Source organism: Pseudomonas lijiangensis (genome assembly GCF_018968705.1).
In the GTDB taxonomy this organism is placed as follows: Bacteria; Pseudomonadota; Gammaproteobacteria; order Pseudomonadales; family Pseudomonadaceae; genus Aquipseudomonas; species Aquipseudomonas lijiangensis.
In genome coordinates this window covers 725,574-740,414 of sequence record NZ_CP076668.1, presented here as the reverse complement: position 1 = coordinate 740,414, position 14,841 = coordinate 725,574, and the positions used below count along the sequence as shown (strand labels likewise).

At 60.7% G+C, this 14,841-nt stretch carries 15 protein-coding genes and 1 pseudogene; 14 read left to right on the top strand and 2 right to left on the bottom strand.

Translation table 11 applies throughout. From position 1 onward, the window contains the following. The first annotated feature begins 8 nt into the window (after positions 1 to 8). From KQP88_RS03255 to KQP88_RS03225, 7 genes and pseudogenes are all read left to right on the top strand, one after another. A complete protein-coding gene (locus KQP88_RS03255) occupies positions 9 to 1,109 on the top strand; it encodes an ABC transporter permease (RefSeq protein ID WP_216704839.1) in 1,101 nt (366 codons plus the stop codon). Continuing rightward, a complete protein-coding gene (locus tag KQP88_RS03250) occupies positions 1,109 to 2,035 on the top strand; it encodes an ABC transporter permease (protein WP_216704838.1) in 927 nt (308 codons plus the stop codon). The genes KQP88_RS03255 and KQP88_RS03250 overlap by 1 nt, the downstream gene beginning before the upstream one ends. Before the next feature lie 128 nt (positions 2,036 to 2,163). Next, a pseudogene (locus KQP88_RS03245) lies at positions 2,164 to 2,319 on the top strand (MerR family transcriptional regulator); the annotation flags it as partial. A gap of 68 nt (positions 2,320 to 2,387) precedes the next feature. Further along, positions 2,388 to 3,074 (top strand): SDR family oxidoreductase, encoded by a 687-nt coding sequence (locus KQP88_RS03240; RefSeq protein ID WP_216704836.1) that lies wholly within the window; start codon positions 2,388 to 2,390, stop codon positions 3,072 to 3,074. A gap of 56 nt (positions 3,075 to 3,130) precedes the next feature. Next, positions 3,131 to 3,571, top strand: coding sequence for a type II toxin-antitoxin system RelE/ParE family toxin (locus tag KQP88_RS03235; RefSeq protein ID WP_407681811.1), 441 nt, complete (start codon positions 3,131 to 3,133; stop codon positions 3,569 to 3,571). Positions 3,572 to 3,573: 2 nt separating this feature from the next. Further along, a complete protein-coding gene (locus KQP88_RS03230) occupies positions 3,574 to 3,855 on the top strand; it encodes a helix-turn-helix domain-containing protein (RefSeq protein ID WP_216704835.1) in 282 nt (93 codons plus the stop codon). Positions 3,856 to 4,006: 151 nt separating this feature from the next. Next, positions 4,007 to 5,365, top strand: coding sequence for an 8-oxoguanine deaminase (locus KQP88_RS03225; protein WP_216704834.1), 1,359 nt, complete (start codon positions 4,007 to 4,009; stop codon positions 5,363 to 5,365). 175 nt (positions 5,366 to 5,540) lie between these two features. Here KQP88_RS03225 and KQP88_RS03220 read toward each other — a convergent pair whose 3' ends face one another. Next, a complete protein-coding gene (locus KQP88_RS03220; RefSeq protein WP_200994964.1) occupies positions 5,541 to 6,632 on the bottom strand; it encodes a calcium:proton antiporter in 1,092 nt (363 codons plus the stop codon). A gap of 226 nt (positions 6,633 to 6,858) precedes the next feature. Between KQP88_RS03220 and KQP88_RS03215 the strand changes: the two genes are divergently transcribed. The 7 genes from KQP88_RS03215 to KQP88_RS03185 all read left to right on the top strand — a co-directional run bounded on the left by KQP88_RS03215 (position 6,859) and on the right by KQP88_RS03185 (position 13,872). Next, positions 6,859 to 7,779, top strand: a complete 921-nt coding sequence (locus KQP88_RS03215) for a Fe(3+) dicitrate ABC transporter substrate-binding protein FecB (protein WP_216704833.1) — start codon at positions 6,859 to 6,861, stop codon at positions 7,777 to 7,779. Then, positions 7,780 to 8,769 (top strand): iron-dicitrate ABC transporter permease FecC, encoded by a 990-nt coding sequence (fecC, locus tag KQP88_RS03210; RefSeq protein ID WP_216704832.1) that lies wholly within the window; start codon positions 7,780 to 7,782, stop codon positions 8,767 to 8,769. It begins immediately after the preceding gene. Beyond that, a complete protein-coding gene (locus KQP88_RS03205; protein ID WP_216704831.1) occupies positions 8,766 to 9,734 on the top strand; it encodes an iron chelate uptake ABC transporter family permease subunit in 969 nt (322 codons plus the stop codon). Before fecC ends, KQP88_RS03205 begins: the two co-directional genes overlap by 4 nt. A gap of 4 nt (positions 9,735 to 9,738) precedes the next feature. Then, on the top strand, positions 9,739 to 10,530 hold the full coding sequence (gene fecE / locus KQP88_RS03200; protein ID WP_216704830.1) for a Fe(3+) dicitrate ABC transporter ATP-binding protein FecE: 792 nt from the start codon (positions 9,739 to 9,741) through the stop codon (positions 10,528 to 10,530). A gap of 167 nt (positions 10,531 to 10,697) precedes the next feature. Beyond that, on the top strand, positions 10,698 to 11,792 hold the full coding sequence (locus tag KQP88_RS03195) for a BMP family ABC transporter substrate-binding protein (RefSeq protein WP_198724479.1): 1,095 nt from the start codon (positions 10,698 to 10,700) through the stop codon (positions 11,790 to 11,792). Between the two features lie 80 nt (positions 11,793 to 11,872). Continuing rightward, a complete protein-coding gene (locus KQP88_RS03190) occupies positions 11,873 to 12,841 on the top strand; it encodes a 2-oxoglutarate and iron-dependent oxygenase domain-containing protein (protein WP_216704829.1) in 969 nt (322 codons plus the stop codon). Between the two features lie 77 nt (positions 12,842 to 12,918). Beyond that, positions 12,919 to 13,872: an adenosine deaminase gene (locus KQP88_RS03185; RefSeq protein WP_216704828.1), complete on the top strand. Its 954-nt coding sequence runs from the start codon at positions 12,919 to 12,921 to the stop codon at positions 13,870 to 13,872. A 51-nt stretch (positions 13,873 to 13,923) separates the two neighbouring features. Here KQP88_RS03185 and KQP88_RS03180 read toward each other — a convergent pair whose 3' ends face one another. After that, positions 13,924 to 14,616 carry an ArsR/SmtB family transcription factor gene (locus tag KQP88_RS03180; protein WP_200994969.1) on the bottom strand — a complete coding sequence of 231 codons (693 nt, stop codon included), beginning with the start codon at positions 14,614 to 14,616 and terminating at the stop codon, positions 13,924 to 13,926. Between the last annotated feature and the right edge of the window lie 225 nt (positions 14,617 to 14,841).

Below are 14,841 nucleotides of genomic sequence, written 5' to 3'. Positions count from 1 at the left end.
AGCCAAACATGCTGCTTTCCCTGGAACCGCGCGGCCAGCAATCGCGCGCCATGTTGTGGTGTTCGCCCTTGCTGGCTGCCGCTCTGACGCTTGTCTGCGGCTCGCTGCTGTTCATCGGCCTGAAGCTCGATCCGTGGGTGACGCTGCATACCCTGCTGATCGCGCCGGTCAGTGACTGGTATGGCGTGTCGGAACTGATGGTCAAGACCTTGCCGATCCTGCTCTGCGCCCTCGGGCTGGCGGTCGCCTATCAGGCCCGCATCTGGAATATCGGCGCAGAAGGCCAGTTGCTGCTGGGCGCATTGGCCGGCAGTGCCGTGGCGGTCAACGTGATCGATGTACAGAGCCGCTGGGCGCTGGTGATGATTCTGGTCGCTGGCACTTTGGCCGGTGCTGCATGGGCTGGCGTGACGGCCTGGCTGCGCACCCGCTTCAATGCCAATGAAATCCTCACCAGCATCATGCTCAACTACATCGCCCTGAACCTGCTGCTGTTCTTCGTCCACGGGCCACTCAAGGACCCGGCAGGCATGAACTTCCCGGAGTCCGCCACCTTCGGCGATACCAGCCGCTTGCCGCTGCTGACGGAAGATGGCCGCGCCCACATCGGTGTGTATTTTGCCCTGCTGGCGCTGGTGGCGGTCTGGGTCCTGCTGCAACGCAGCTTTGTCGGCTTCCAGATAAAAGTCCTCGGGCTGGACAAGCGGGCAGCGGGATTCGTGGGCTTTCGCGAAAAACATCTGGTCTGGCTGGCCCTGTTGATCAGTGGCGCACTGGCTGGCCTGGCGGGCGTCAGTGAAGTGACCGGTCCCATCGGCCAACTGGTTCCGCAGGTGTCGCCCGGTTATGGCTATGCCGCAATCACCGTGGCTTTTCTCGGACGCCTGAACCCGATCGGCATTCTGTTTTCCAGCCTGCTGATTGCCCTGCTGTACCTGGGCGGCGAACAAGCTCAGATGACCCTCAACCTGCCACTGGCCATTACTCAACTGTTCCAGGGGATGATGCTGTTCTTCCTGCTGGCCTGTGATGTGCTGATCCTCTATCGCCCGCGCCTGAAACTGCGCTGGGCCAAACGCCAGATGGCGCCTGTCGCGGGAGCCGCATGATGGATATCGACCTGCTGAGCAATATTTTCTACGCCATGATCCGCTGCGGCACGCCGCTGTTGCTGGTGGCCCTGGGCGAATTGATCTGCGAAAAAAGCGGCGTCATCAACCTGGGGCAGGAAGGCATGATGCTGTTCGGCGCGGTGATCGGTTTCATCATCGCCCTGAGCACCGGCAACCTGTGGCTCGGCGTGTTGCTGGCCATGCTGGCTGGCATGCTGCTGTCGGCGTTGTTTGCCGTTGTTGCGCTGGTATTCAATGCCAATCAGGTGGCAACCGGACTGGCGCTGACCATTTTTGGCGTAGGTCTTTCGAGCTTCGTGGGCGCAGCCTGGGTGGGCAAACCCCTGCAGGGTTTCGAGCCGATGGCCATTCCCTTTCTGAGCGATATCCCGCTGATCGGTCGCATGCTGTTTGCCCAGGATCTGCTGGTGTATCTGTCCTTCGCGCTGTTTGCCCTGGTGGCCTGGGCACTGCTCAAAAGCCGCATCGGCCTGATCATCCAGGCCGTCGGCGAAAACCCCGATGCCGCCAGCGCCATGGGCCTGCCGGTCTTGCGGGTGCGAACCCTGGCCGTGCTGTTCGGCGGGGCAATGGCCGGGCTGGCCGGCGCTTATCTGTCGCTGGCCTACACGCCGATGTGGGCTGAAAACATGAGCGCCGGCCGCGGCTGGATCGCCCTGGCACTGGTGGTGTTCGCCAGCTGGCGAGTCTGGCGCCTGCTGCTGGGCGCCTACCTCTTCGGCCTCGCCAGCATCCTGCACCTTGTCGCACAAGGCATCGGCCTGGCAATCCCCTCAAACCTGCTGGCAATGCTGCCCTATGTCGCGACCATCATCGTCCTGGTCCTGCTGTCGCGGGATGCCCTGAGAACCAAACTGTATGCACCGGTTTCATTGGGGCAGCCCTGGCAGGCGGGGCATTGAGGCAGCCCCATTTCGCGACTGAAGTCGCTCCTACGCCGAACCGGTAGGAGTGACTTCAGTCGCGAAGGATATCAACAGGCTAAAGGGTGGAGTACGCTCCAGGGTCAAGCTCTCAAGGATGGAATTGCATGCGCATTGGTGAACTGGCTCACGCCACCGCCGTCAGTCGCGACACGCTGCGCTTTTACGAGCAGCGCGGCCTGATTTCCGCACAGCGCACCGGCAACAGCTATCGTCATTACCCTGTGGAGACGGTGCAACGGGCGCGCTTCATCAAGGTTGCGTAGCGCCTGCGCCAGAGTTGCCCTCTGAGCCCCTGAGATTTTCTTTTTAACTGCCAAGGAGTTTTTTCATGACCGCTACCAAAACCGCTCTGATCATCGGTGCATCCCGTGGCCTGGGACTCGGGCTGGTCCAGCGTCTGAGCGAACAAGGCTGGAATGTGATCGCCACCGTTCGTGATCCGCAGAAGGTCGATAGCCTCAAGGACATTCCCGGGGTTCGCATCGAGACGCTGGATATCGATGAAGTCGCGTCACTGGAAGTGCTGGTCCAGAAGCTCAAGGGCGAGGTGTTCGATGTGCTGTTCGTCAACGCCGGCGTCATGGGCCCCAGACATCAGAGCGCAGCGCAGTCCACCGCCGCCGAACTGGGCCAGTTGTTCCTGACCAACGCGGTCGCGCCCATTCGTCTGGCCGAGCGTCTGGTCGGGCAGACTCGTCCCGGAACCGGCGTACTGGCGTTCATGAGTTCGTGGCTGGGCAGTGTCGCCTGCCCGGACGGAGCGGAAATAGGGCTCTACAAGGCCAGCAAGGCTGCGCTCAACTCCATGACCAACACCTTCGTCAGCAAACTGGGCGAAAACCGCCCCACCGTTCTTTCCCTGCATCCGGGCTGGGTGAAAACCGAAATGGGCGGCGAAAACGCCGAGATCGATGTTCTGACCAGCACCACCGGCCTGGTCAAACAACTCAACGACTACGCCGGCAAGGGCGGGCATTACTTCATCAACTACAAGGGCGAGACGATTGCCTGGTGAAGCAACACGCTGACAGGTGAGCGAGTTCTGCTTTGGCTTCCAGAGCAGGACTGTTCATGAATGGCGATGACTCACAATCCTCTCAGCTTTTTCCTGCACACAACAGAAACAGTGCTGCTAGAATCCAGTTATCGGTTTCGATAACAATCGCTTCCTTTCCAAATTGGCAGCGAAGCATGAAACCACTCAAATTTCTTGGTGACTCTCTCGACCAATTACGTGGGTTCCCGCTGGCAGCACAATCGATTGCAGGCTTCCAACTCGATTGCATACAGCGTGGTATTGAACCCGATGACTGGAAACCAATGAAAATCATTGGTCCGGGTGTTAGAGAGATTCGTGTGCGTGAAGCGTCAGGTGCCTTTCGGGTCATTTATCTGGCGACCTTGCCAAATGCTGTGTATGTCCTGCATGCATTTCGCAAGAAGACGCAAAAGACCGAGAAGCAGGATATTGATCTGGCAGCCGCAAGACTGCGTGACTTGATGAGAGGTTAAACATGACCGAAGAGCAAACATTTTCCAGTGTCTGGGATGCCCTGGCAGATACCGCTCAGGAAGCAGCCCACCTGAAGGTACGTTCAGTACTCATGATCGAGCTGAATGAATCCATCAAGAAATGGCCGGGCACCGATACCGAAAAAGCTGCCCGCCTCGGTATTACCAAGCCCCGCTTTTCCAATCTGAAGTCAGGGCGAGTGGATCTGTTCAGCCTTGATGCTCTGGTCGATCTGGCGGCATCCGCTGGGCTTGTTGTCTCCATGCATCTGGACGCTGCATGAAGCTCGGGTTTGATGTTTGATTGTGAGGTGATCGAGTAATAAACTCCTTCGCCTTGCCCGTGTATCGTTCACAAGCACCGGCAACCCTGGATCAGCAGACAGGGCAACACTGAGCTGGCTAACCTGAACCCACTTTCAGAGGAGCCGGCCCATGCCCGCGATCCGTATCTGGTTGAAAAATCCCCTTGCCGTTTTCACTGCCAATGACCTGGACGCCCGTGGCGGGCTCGTGGTCGAGGATGGCGTGATCGTTGAGCTGCTGGCTGCCGGTCAGCAACCTTCCCTCCCCTGCGATCAAGTGTTCGATGCCCGGGAGCATGTGCTGCTGCCGGGGCTGATCAACACGCACCATCACTTCTATCAGACCCTGACCCGTGCCTGGGCGCCGGTGGTGAATCAGCCTCTGTTTCCGTGGCTCAAGACGCTGTACCCGGTGTGGGCGCGCCTGACACCGGAAAAACTTGCTCTGGCCAGTAAGGTTGCGCTGGTGGAGTTGCTGCTGTCGGGCTGTACCACTGCGGCCGATCATCACTATCTGTTTCCCGATGGGCTGGAGCAGGCCATCGATATTCAGGTGCAGAGTGTCCGGGAACTGGGCATGCGCGCCATGCTGACCCGGGGCTCCATGAGCCTGGGCGAAGCCGATGGCGGGTTGCCGCCGCAACAGACGGTGCAACAGGGCGAAGTGATCCTGGCCGACAGTCAGCGCCTGATCGAGACGTACCATGAGCGCGGCGACGGCGCGCAGATCCAGATTGCCCTGGCACCCTGCTCGCCGTTTTCGGTGACGCCGCAGATCATGTCAGAGAGCGCTACCCTGGCGCAGAAACTCGATGTGCGCCTGCATACCCATCTGGCCGAAACCCTGGATGAAGAGGACTTCTGCCTGCAACGCTTCGGGCTGCGCACGGTGGATTATCTGGACAGCGTCGGCTGGCTCGGACCTCGCACCTGGCTGGCACACGGTATTCATTTCAACCCTGATGAAATCGCGCGCCTTGGTGCAGCAGGCACCGGGATCTGTCATTGCCCCAGCTCGAACATGCGTCTGGCTTCGGGCATCTGTCCGACGCTGGACCTCACCGCCGCCGGCGCGCCATTGGGTCTTGGTGTCGACGGCTCGGCCTCCAACGATGCTTCAAACATGATTCTCGAAGCGCGGCAGGCGCTCTATCTGCAGCGGCTACGCTACGGCGCGCAGGACATTACTCCAGAGCGTGTGCTGGGCTGGGCAACCAAGGGGTCGGCGCAGTTGTTGGGGCGTACCGATATTGGCGAACTGGCCGTGGGCAAGCAGGCAGATCTGGCCTTGTTCAAGCTCGATGAACTGCGCTTCTCCGGCAGCCATGACCCGCTGTCGGCGCTGTTGCTGTGCGGCGCTGACCGGGCCGATCGGGTGATGATCGCGGGCCGTTGGCGAGTGGTGGATGGGCAGGTCGAAGGCCTGGATCTGAAGCAACTGATCGCCGATCACCGCCAGGCCGCACACCAACTGTTGAACGCGATGTAGGACCGGATTCATCCGGGAAAGGGCCTGTACATTCACAACATCTCTATCGCCTGGAATATCCTCTTCCCGGATAAATCCGGTCCCACAGACTGATGCCTTAACTGATCGGGAAAAGGCCTGTGCATTCACAGCCTCTCTATCGCCTGGAATGTCCTCTTCCCGGATAAATCCGGTCCTACAAGCCGAGGCACGAGAGCATGATGAAGGTCGCGAACAACACGAAATGCGTCATGCCCTCGATGGCGTTGGTTTCTCCGTCATTGAGGTTGATGGCGCAGACCAGAAGCGTGATGAAGACCATCACGGTTTGCACAGGAGTCATGGCCATCTGGAACGGTTGTCCGCTGTAGAGCGCCATCGCTTCCATCGCCGGAACCGTCAGGATCACGGTGGACAGCGAGGCACCCAAGGCAATGTTGACCACCGACTGCATGCGGTTGGCCAAAGCGGCACGCAAGGCGGTCAGGATCTCCGGGGCAGCAGAAATCGCCGCCACCAGAATCGCCGTGAGCACGGGCGGTGCTCCCGAGCCTTCCAGCCCAAGGTCGATGGTCTTGGACATCACTTCCGCCAGGGCCCCGATCACCACCACGCCCAACACCAGCGTCACGATGGAGCGTGTCAGGCTGATCGATTCGCTCTGCTCTTCAGGCTGATCCTTGCGTCTGTTTTTCTCGGGATAGCTGTAGCTGAAAAAATAACTGTGCGGCCCGACCTGCATGCGCAGAAACAAGGTGTACAGCACAATCATCGCGCCGATGGTGAATGCCGAATACAGTTTCCAGTCACCCTTGGGAATGAACTCGGGCACCACCATCGACACGCCCATGGCGGTCAGGATCATCACGCTGTAGGTGCGCGCCGAATTATCGTTGTAGGCCTGCTCGCCATGCTTGAGGCCGCCCATCAGGGCCGCCAGCCCGAGGATGCCGTTGATATCCAGCATCACGGCGGCGTAGATCGTGTCACGCACCAGGGTCGGTGACGGCTCGTTGCTCATCATGATCGCCAGGATCACCACTTCGACCAGCACCGCCGAAAGGGTCAGGATCATGGTGCCGTAAGGGTCACCGACTTTCTCCGCCAGTTGCTCGGCATGATGCGCCACCCGCAACGAGGCGCAGACGATGAAGCCCACCAGCGCCAGCCCGGCAATCAGCGCCACCGTCTGGCCATTGCCCAGCAGCACATGCTCCAGGGGATAGGCGACAAACGTGGCGATGATCGCCAGCAACAGAAACTTTTCTTGCCTGAGTAATGAGCCCATTAGAGTCCATGCCCTTGCGACAGATTGTCGCGTGACATCCTTGAAGGTCAGTAGTGATGAAGTGGTTGAGAGTGGGGTTTGTGACAAAAGGTTTCATAAAGCAGGACAGACGAGAACCAACCTCATGGGCAAATGACTTTTGATCATGCCGCCTCGATATGAAATAGTGCCCGCCGTTTTCTTCGTGCCCTCTGGCACGACTGTTTCCGCTACAAAGGTATTGCCCATGCGTACTTCCCGCCTTTCCCGTCTGCTGGCTTGCGGTCTGCTGGCTCTCTCGGCCAGCGTCGCTCAGGCAGCGCCCATCGATATCGATGACGGCCAACACAAGGTCCATCTGCCGGACGCGCCCAAGCGCGTGGTGGTGCTGGAGTTTTCCTTTCTCGACGGGCTGGCCTCGGTTGGCGTGACACCGGTCGGTGCTGCCGATGACGGCGATGCCAACCGCGTGCTGCCCAAGGTGCGCAAGGCCGTGGGTGAATGGCAGTCGGTGGGCCTGCGCTCGCAGCCCAATATCGAAGTGATTGCCCGCCTCAAGCCAGACCTGATCATTGCCGACCTCGGTCGCCATCAGGCGCTGTACAACGACCTGGCCAGCCTCGCGCCAACGCTGATGTTGCCGTCGCGTGGCGAAGACTATGAAGGCAGCCTGAAATCCGCCGAACTGATTGGCGTCGCCTTGGGCAAAGGCCCGCAGATGCAGGCGCGGATTGCCGAAAACCGCAAACACCTCAAAGACATCGCAGCGCAGATCCCGGCCAACACCAAGGCGCTGTTCGGGGTTGCCCGTGAAGACAGCTTCTCGGTCCATGGCCCGCACTCCTACGCGGGCAGCGTGTTGCAGGCCATCGGTCTGCAAGTCCCTGAAGTACGCAAGAACGCGGCACCGACCGAGTTCGTCAGCCTTGAGCAGTTGCTGGCTCTGGATCCGGGCTGGCTGCTGGTCGGCCACTATCGTCGTCCCAGCCTTGTGGACACCTGGAGCAAGCAACCGCTCTGGCAGGTGCTGGGTGCAGTGCGCAACAAGCAGGTCGCTGAAGTCGATGGCGATAGCTGGGCGCGCAATCGCGGCATCATGGCTTCCGAGCAGATCGCCGATGACACCCTGGCCATTCTCAAGGGCGGCAAGGCCGTACTGAATCCATAAATGCGCCGCTGGCTGATGGCGGCAGTGATTGCCGTGACGTGCCTGGGCCTGTTCTGGGCGTCGCTGTTCGCGCTGTCGCCGTTCAGCATCCGGCAGATCGATGCGTGGAACGGCCTGTTCACCCTCGGGCGCGAAGGCGGCAACATCGCTTACATCGTGGCGCAACTGCGGGTGCCCCGAGCGGTGTGTGCTGCGCTGGTCGGTGCGTGCCTTGGTGTCGCCGGTGCCTTGATGCAGGGCATCACCCGTAACCGACTGGCTTCGCCGTCGCTGTTTGGTGTGACGGCGGGCGCGGCTCTGGGGCTCGCGCTGTTTTCCACAGGTCTTGTCACTCCGCCCTTCCCTGGCGGCGCCTTGCTGATGACAGCCATTGGCGGCGCGCTGGCGTGGATCACGGTGTTCAGCCTCGGCGGTGCATGGTCGCCTGCCACCGCTCAGGGCAGACTGGTACTGGCCGGTGTGGCAGTGGCTGCACTGTGTGCGGCGCTGACCCGGCTGACCGTGATTCTGGTGGAAGCCCAGGCGCAAAGTGTCCTCAACTGGCTGGCCGGCTCGCTGGCCAATGTGGGCGCAGAACAATTGCAGTTGCTCTGGCCTTGCACCCTGATCGGCCTGGTCCTGGCAGTTGCCTGTGCGCCACGCCTGAACCTCATCAACCTGGGCGAAGATGCCGCACGCTCCCTGGGCGTGCGGATCGGCGCGCTGCGTTTTCTGGTGTTCGTTGTCAGCCTGTTGCTGGTGGGTGCCAGTGTCTGTGCCGTGGGGCCGATTGCCTTTGTCGGCCTGATTGCGCCCAACATCGCCCGCCAATGGCTGGGTAACGACTACCGCTGGCTGATCCCCATCAGCGCCGGGCTGGGTGCAGGGATTGTGCTGGCCTCGGACCTGATCAGCCGGGCCGTGGCCTTTCCTGTAGAAACGCCGGCCGGTGTGGTCACGGCGCTGATCGGCGCGCCGTTCTTTCTGTTTCTGGCAAGGCGCACGCTATGAATCAGCCACGTTCGAGATTGCTGATTCTGCTCGCGCTGTTACTGCTTGCGCTGCTGCTCAGCCTGAGCGCGGGCACGGTCTGGCTGACACCCGGCGCGGTGTTCGATCACTTGATCGCCCACGACAGCAAGGACTTCGAGGTCTGGAACCATCGGCTGCCACGCGGGCTGATCGCCATTCTGACCGGCAGCGCCTTCGGGCTGGCCGGTGCCATCGTCCAAGGCGTGATCCGCAACCCGCTGGCCTCGCCGGAAATCCTCGGTGTCACTCAGGGTGCCGGTCTGGCGCTGACCATCGCAATCATAGGTTTTCCACAGATGCCGGTGGCCTGGTTGCCGCTGGTGGCGTGCCTGGGTGGCGCGGCCGGTGCCTTGCTGCTGGCGCTGTACAACACCGGCGTACAGTTTTCCGGCGTACGGTTCGCGCTGTCCGGGGTGGCGATTGCAGTGACATTGTCGAGCATCACCGAGTTTCTGATCCTGTCCAACCCGCTGGACATCAACACTGCCCTGCTGGCCCTGACCGGCAGTCTGTGGAGTCGCAACTGGCACCACGTCTGGCTGGCCTTGCCGTTTCTGCTGCTGATACCCGCCTGCCTGCTGCTGGCCAAGCCCCTGAACCTGATCGGCCTGGGTGACGAAGCCGCCCAGAGCCTTGGTACCGGTTTGAAGCGTATCCGCTGGCTGACCATGGGCGGTGCTGTACTGCTGACCAGTGCAGGCGTCGGCATCATCGGCCCGGTGGGCTTCGTGGGGCTGGTCGCCCCGCACATGGCCCGGCGTCTGGTGGGCGGTCATCATCAATATCTGTTACCGGCCTCGATGCTGCTGGGCTCGCTGTTGCTGGTACTGGCCGACACCCTTGGGCGCACGCTGATCGCGCCCAGCGAGATTCCTGCCGGCATCCTCACGGCGGTGATCGGTGCCCCGTATTTCCTCTGGCTGCTGGCACGATTCAAAGGTTGATTCCATGAGCATTCTCCAGGCACAGCAACTCGACATCGGCTACGGCGATACCCGTATCGTCCAGGCGCTGTCGTTCAGCCCGCCGCCCGGCAAGGTCACGGCATTGATCGGCCCCAACGGCTGCGGCAAGTCCACCCTGCTCAAGGCCTTTGCGCGGATTCTCATCCCGCAGGCGGGCAAGCTGAGCCTGGACGGCCAGGCCTATGCGCAGCTTTCGCCACGGGAACTGGCGCGCAAGATTGCCTTTCTGCCGCAGGTGCTGCCAATTCCCGAAGGCGTCAGCGTGCGGCAACTCGTGGCTTACGGGCGCAGCCCCCATAACAGCCTGTGGGGACGTTTGAGCGGTGCCGACCGCAGCAGTGTCGATCAGGCCCTGCAGCGCATGGAGCTGGAAACCCTGGCCGAGCGCCCTCTTTCCGATCTGTCCGGCGGGCAGCGTCAACGGGCCTGGCTGGCGATGGTGCTGGCGCAGGATGCCGCCATCGTTCTGCTGGATGAGCCCACCACTTACCTGGACATCAGCCATCAGGTGGAACTGCTGGACCTGATGCGTCAGCTCAGCGCCGAGGGCAAGACGGTCATTACCGTGCTTCACGACATCAACCAGGCCTGCCGTTATGCCGACCATATGGCGGTGATGCAGGCGGGACGTCTGGTGGCCAGCGGAACGCCCGACGAAGTGCTGGATGCCGAGCTGGTGAGCCGGGTTTTCGATGTGCAGGTGCAGATCATGCGTGAGCCGGTGGCAGGCACGCCGATGTGCATTGTCGAGCGCAGCACCCGCTGCACCAGTTAGAAGCGCGGCAAGCGCTTCTGCACCTTCGGGCTGCATGCCGCGACGGGCCTTGAAGCCGGGAAACGGCAGTCCGTCACAAGTTGTCTTTGTGGTCAGTTATTTGCATTGGCTGGAGGCATACCCCGCTTAGTCGGTCATGCCAACAAGATTGCAAGGAGCTAGACCCGATGCACCTGACCAACCCACGTCGTCCTCTGAAAAAACTGCTGTGTGCCATGGCTGCCGTTGTCGGCCTGGGTTCCAGTCTGCTCGCTTCGGCTGCCGATCCTCTGAAAGTCGGCTTCGTCTACATCGGCCCTATCGGCGACCACGGCTGGACCTATCAACACGAGCAGGGCCGCAAGGCGATGGTCGCGGCGCTGGGCGACAAGGTCAGCAGCAGTTACGTCGAGAACGTGCCGGAAGGTGCGGACGCCGAGCGCGTGATTCGCAATATGGCCAAGGGCGGCTTCGACCTGATTTTCAGTACCTCATTCGGCTACATGAACCCGACGCTGAAAGTCGCCAAGCAGTTCCCGAAGGTGAAGTTCGAGCACGCCACCGGCTACAAGCAGGACAAGAACATGGGCACTTACCTGGCCCGTACCTATGAAGGTCGCTATGTAGGCGGCTTCCTGGCGGCGAAGATGACCAAGACCAAGAAGATCGGTTATGTCGCCTCGTTCCCGATCCCGGAAGTCCTGCGCGATATCGACGCCATCCAGCTGGCCCTGAACAAGTACAACCCAGGTACTGAGATCAAGGTGGTGTGGGTCAACTCCTGGTTCGATCCGGGCAAGGAAGCCGATGCCGCCAACGCCCTGATCGATCAGGGCGTGGACGTGGTGTTCCAGCACACCGACAGCCCGGCCCCGATCCAGACCGCCGAGCGCCGTGGCGTCTACGCAGTCGGCTACGCTTCGGACATGGCGCACTTCGGACCCAAGGCAGTCCTGACGTCCATCGTCAACAACTGGGGCCCGCATTACATCCAGGCCACCGAAGGGGTGATTGCCGGAACCTGGAAACCTCAGGACTACTGGGGCGGCCTGAAGGAAGGCACGGTTGAGCTGCCGATCAGCGATATCGTCCCGGCTGACGTGAAAGCCGAAGCCCAGAAGATCATCGCCAGCATCGAGAGCGGTGAATTCCATCCCTTCACCGGCCCGATCAAGGACCAGACAGGCGCCGTGAAGATCCCCGAAGGCAAGGTCGCCACCAATGCCGAGCTGGCCTCGATGAACTACTACGTTGAAGGGATCAAGGCAGAGCTGCCGAAGTAAGCGCTCGTTCGCGAGCAGGACGGTATTCGCCCGCCTGCTCGCCCCATTCAGGCAACACAACGAACACTCAGGAATGGTTCATGAACCAGCTTCCCATCATCGACATCGCCCCGCTCTACACACCTGACGAACACGCCTGGCAAGCCGTTGCCAGCCAGATCGATCAGGCCTGCCGCGAGTGGGGATTTTTCTACATCAAGGGCCACCCGATCACGGCCCAGCGTATCGAACAGGTACTGAGCACCGGCAAGCAGCTCTTTGCTCAGCCCCTGGCTGAGAAACTCAAGATCGATATCACCCAAAGCTCGCATCACCGCGGCTATGGCGCCATTGCCACCGAGCAACTGGACCCGAACCTGCCAAGCGACCTCAAGGAAACCTTCGACATGGGCCTGCACATGGATGCAGCCCATCCCGATGTGCTGGCCGGCAAACCCTTGCGCGGACCGAATCGCCACCCGGACATAGCGGGCTGGGAAAGCCTGATGGAGCAGCATTACCTGGATATGCAGGCCCTGGCCCAGACACTGCTGCGGGCCATGACCCTGGCACTGGGTATCGAGTCCGACTTTTTCGATCAGCGCTTCAAGGACCCGGTCAGTGTCTTTCGCATGATCCATTACCCGCCGCGCCATACCGCGACCTCCACCGAACAGCAGGGTGCCGGAGCCCATACCGATTACGGCTGCATCACGCTGCTGTATCAGGATGCCGCCGGTGGGCTGCAGGTCCGTGACGTGCGTGGCCAGTGGATCGACGCGCCGCCCCTTGAAGGGACCTTTGTAGTCAACATCGGCGATATGATGGCGCGCTGGAGCAACGACCGTTATGTGTCCACGCCGCACCGGGTCATCAGCCCGCTGGGTGTCGACCGCTACTCCATGCCCTTCTTCGCGGAACCGCATCCGGACACCCGTATCGAATGCCTGCCAGGCTGCCAGAGCGAAGCCAGCCCGGCACGCTACCCTGTAACCACTTGCGCGGAGTTTCTGCTGTCACGCTTTGCCGACACCTATGCGTATCGGCGCGAGCAGGAGGCAATTACCTGAACTGACGGTCAGGTTTTAACCCTGCCGGTGCGCTGCATCTGTAGAATGCCGCCATCTGCACCTGATGAGAAAAGAACATGTACGACTGGTTGAACGCCCTGCCCAAGGCAGAATTGCACCTGCACCTGGAAGGCTCCCTGGAGCCTGAGTTGCTGTTCGCTCTGGCCGAGCGCAACAAAATCGCACTGCCCTGGAACGACGTCGAGGCCTTGCGCGGGGCTTATGCCTTCAACAATCTGCAAGAGTTTCTGGACCTCTACTATCAGGGCGCGGACGTGCTGCGCACCGAGCAGGATTTCTACGACCTGACCTGGGCTTACCTGCAACGCTGCAAGGCGCAGAACGTCATCCATACCGAACCCTTCTTCGATCCGCAGACCCACACCGACCGGGGCATCCCGCTTGAAGTGGTGCTGGCAGGCATCACCGGAGCCCTCAAGGATGGCCAGTCGCAACTGGGCGTCAGCAGCGGCCTTATCCTGAGCTTCCTGCGCCACCTGAGCGAAGAAGAAGCCGAGAAAACCCTGGATCAGGCACTGCCGTTCCGTGATGCATTCGTGGCCGTGGGCCTGGACAGCTCGGAAATGGGCCACCCGCCCAGCAAATTCAAGCGTGTTTTCGACCGCGCCCGCAACGAAGGCTTCCTGACCGTGGCCCATGCCGGTGAAGAAGGTCCGCCCGAGTACATCTGGGAAGCACTGGATCTGCTGAAGATCCAGCGAATCGATCATGGTGTACGCGCCATCGAAGACGAGCGCCTGATGCAGCGGATCATCGACGAACAGATTCCGCTGACCGTCTGCCCGCTGTCCAACACCAAGCTGTGCGTGTTCGACCACATGTCCCAACACAACATTCTCGACATGCTGGAGCGTGGCGTGAAAGTCACCGTGAACTCCGATGACCCGGCCTACTTCGGAGGTTATGTCACCGAGAACTTCCACGCTCTGCACACCCATCTGGGCATGACTCAGGATCAGGCAAAGCGCCTGGCGCAAAACAGTCTGGATGCGCGTCTGGTCAAGCCGTAATCAACGGCATCGCGGGCAGGCGCACAAGGCGCTGCCCGCCATTGCGCTGCATCAGGCCGCTGATGCGATCTTGCCGATTTCACGCTGCCCGTTGGAAGAAACCTGCAATGTGCTGGACTCCTCGGTGGGGCGCAGCCATCCCATCTGAATGAACAACTGCAAAAGCCCTGCACCCAGCGCGCCGCCAAGATGCGGGCTGCGCTCGCTCCAATCCGGGCAGACACAGACCGTCTCCCGTTGCCGTTGCGCCAGCGCCGGAACATAGATGCCTCGCTCGGCGAACTTGGCCATTCCCTTGCTGGTCACCTCGACCCGATGCTCCATCTGCTCGATCCAGCCGGCACCCAGCAAACGCTGGTAAAGCTCGGCGGCCATTTCCCCTCCCAGGTGATCGGAACAGATACGTGCGCGACGTATGGGCAACGGCGGCATGGGTTGCGCCACATTGCGGCTGATCTGGTCGGCACTCACCATCGAGGCATTGGCCAGCGCCTCCACGGCGGCCCCGATTTCAGGCGCTGCCAACCGGAAGAAACGTGTGCGCCCACGTGCCTCCTGTTTCAACAGTCCGCCACTGGCCAGTCGCGCCAGATGCGCACCTGCCGAAGACGTCGAGAGCCCCGCCATTAATGCCAGCTCGTTGGCAGGACGAGCGGTACCATCCATCAATGCCCAAATCATTGCGCTACGCTTGGGGTCGGCCAGCAGTGTCGCAATCTGACTGATGCAAGGTGCATATTCCATGTATTCACTCCCTGTTGAAACATTCGTCTATAGCGATGGCATATTGATAACAATCCCGCTCCCGTAAAGTTGAAACGTGGATCCAACCTTAAATGACAAGTATAAACTCTATGATCTGCCACCCGATCAGGTAAAAGTTACATTAACCCGATCAATACCAGACATATTTGTAACGCCATGCCCGAAGTCTGCAGGACCTTCCTGAAGATGAAAACCCTCATGTTT

Bases quoted from the DNA above. Each gene is read 5' to 3' on its own strand.
- KQP88_RS03240 (WP_216704836.1), top strand. From the start codon at position 2,388: ATGACCGCTACCAAAACCGCTCTGATCATCGGTGCATCCCGTGGCCTG.
- KQP88_RS03235 (WP_407681811.1), top strand. From the start codon at position 3,131: ATGAATGGCGATGACTCACAATCCTCTCAGCTTTTTCCTGCACACAAC.
- fecC (WP_216704832.1), top strand. From the start codon at position 7,780: ATGCGCCGCTGGCTGATGGCGGCAGTGATTGCCGTGACGTGCCTGGGC.
- KQP88_RS03225 (WP_216704834.1), top strand. From the start codon at position 4,007: ATGCCCGCGATCCGTATCTGGTTGAAAAATCCCCTTGCCGTTTTCACT.
- KQP88_RS03250 (WP_216704838.1), top strand. From the start codon at position 1,109: ATGGATATCGACCTGCTGAGCAATATTTTCTACGCCATGATCCGCTGC.
- KQP88_RS03215 (WP_216704833.1), top strand. From the start codon at position 6,859: ATGCGTACTTCCCGCCTTTCCCGTCTGCTGGCTTGCGGTCTGCTGGCT.
- KQP88_RS03220 (WP_200994964.1), bottom strand. From the start codon at position 6,632: ATGGGCTCATTACTCAGGCAAGAAAAGTTTCTGTTGCTGGCGATCATC.
- KQP88_RS03255 (WP_216704839.1), top strand. From the start codon at position 9: ATGCTGCTTTCCCTGGAACCGCGCGGCCAGCAATCGCGCGCCATGTTG.
- KQP88_RS03185 (WP_216704828.1), top strand. From the start codon at position 12,919: ATGTACGACTGGTTGAACGCCCTGCCCAAGGCAGAATTGCACCTGCAC.
- KQP88_RS03180 (WP_200994969.1), bottom strand. From the start codon at position 14,616: ATGGAATATGCACCTTGCATCAGTCAGATTGCGACACTGCTGGCCGAC.
- KQP88_RS03230 (WP_216704835.1), top strand. From the start codon at position 3,574: ATGACCGAAGAGCAAACATTTTCCAGTGTCTGGGATGCCCTGGCAGAT.
- KQP88_RS03195 (WP_198724479.1), top strand. From the start codon at position 10,698: ATGCACCTGACCAACCCACGTCGTCCTCTGAAAAAACTGCTGTGTGCC.
- KQP88_RS03205 (WP_216704831.1), top strand. From the start codon at position 8,766: ATGAATCAGCCACGTTCGAGATTGCTGATTCTGCTCGCGCTGTTACTG.
- KQP88_RS03190 (WP_216704829.1), top strand. From the start codon at position 11,873: ATGAACCAGCTTCCCATCATCGACATCGCCCCGCTCTACACACCTGAC.
- fecE (WP_216704830.1), top strand. From the start codon at position 9,739: ATGAGCATTCTCCAGGCACAGCAACTCGACATCGGCTACGGCGATACC.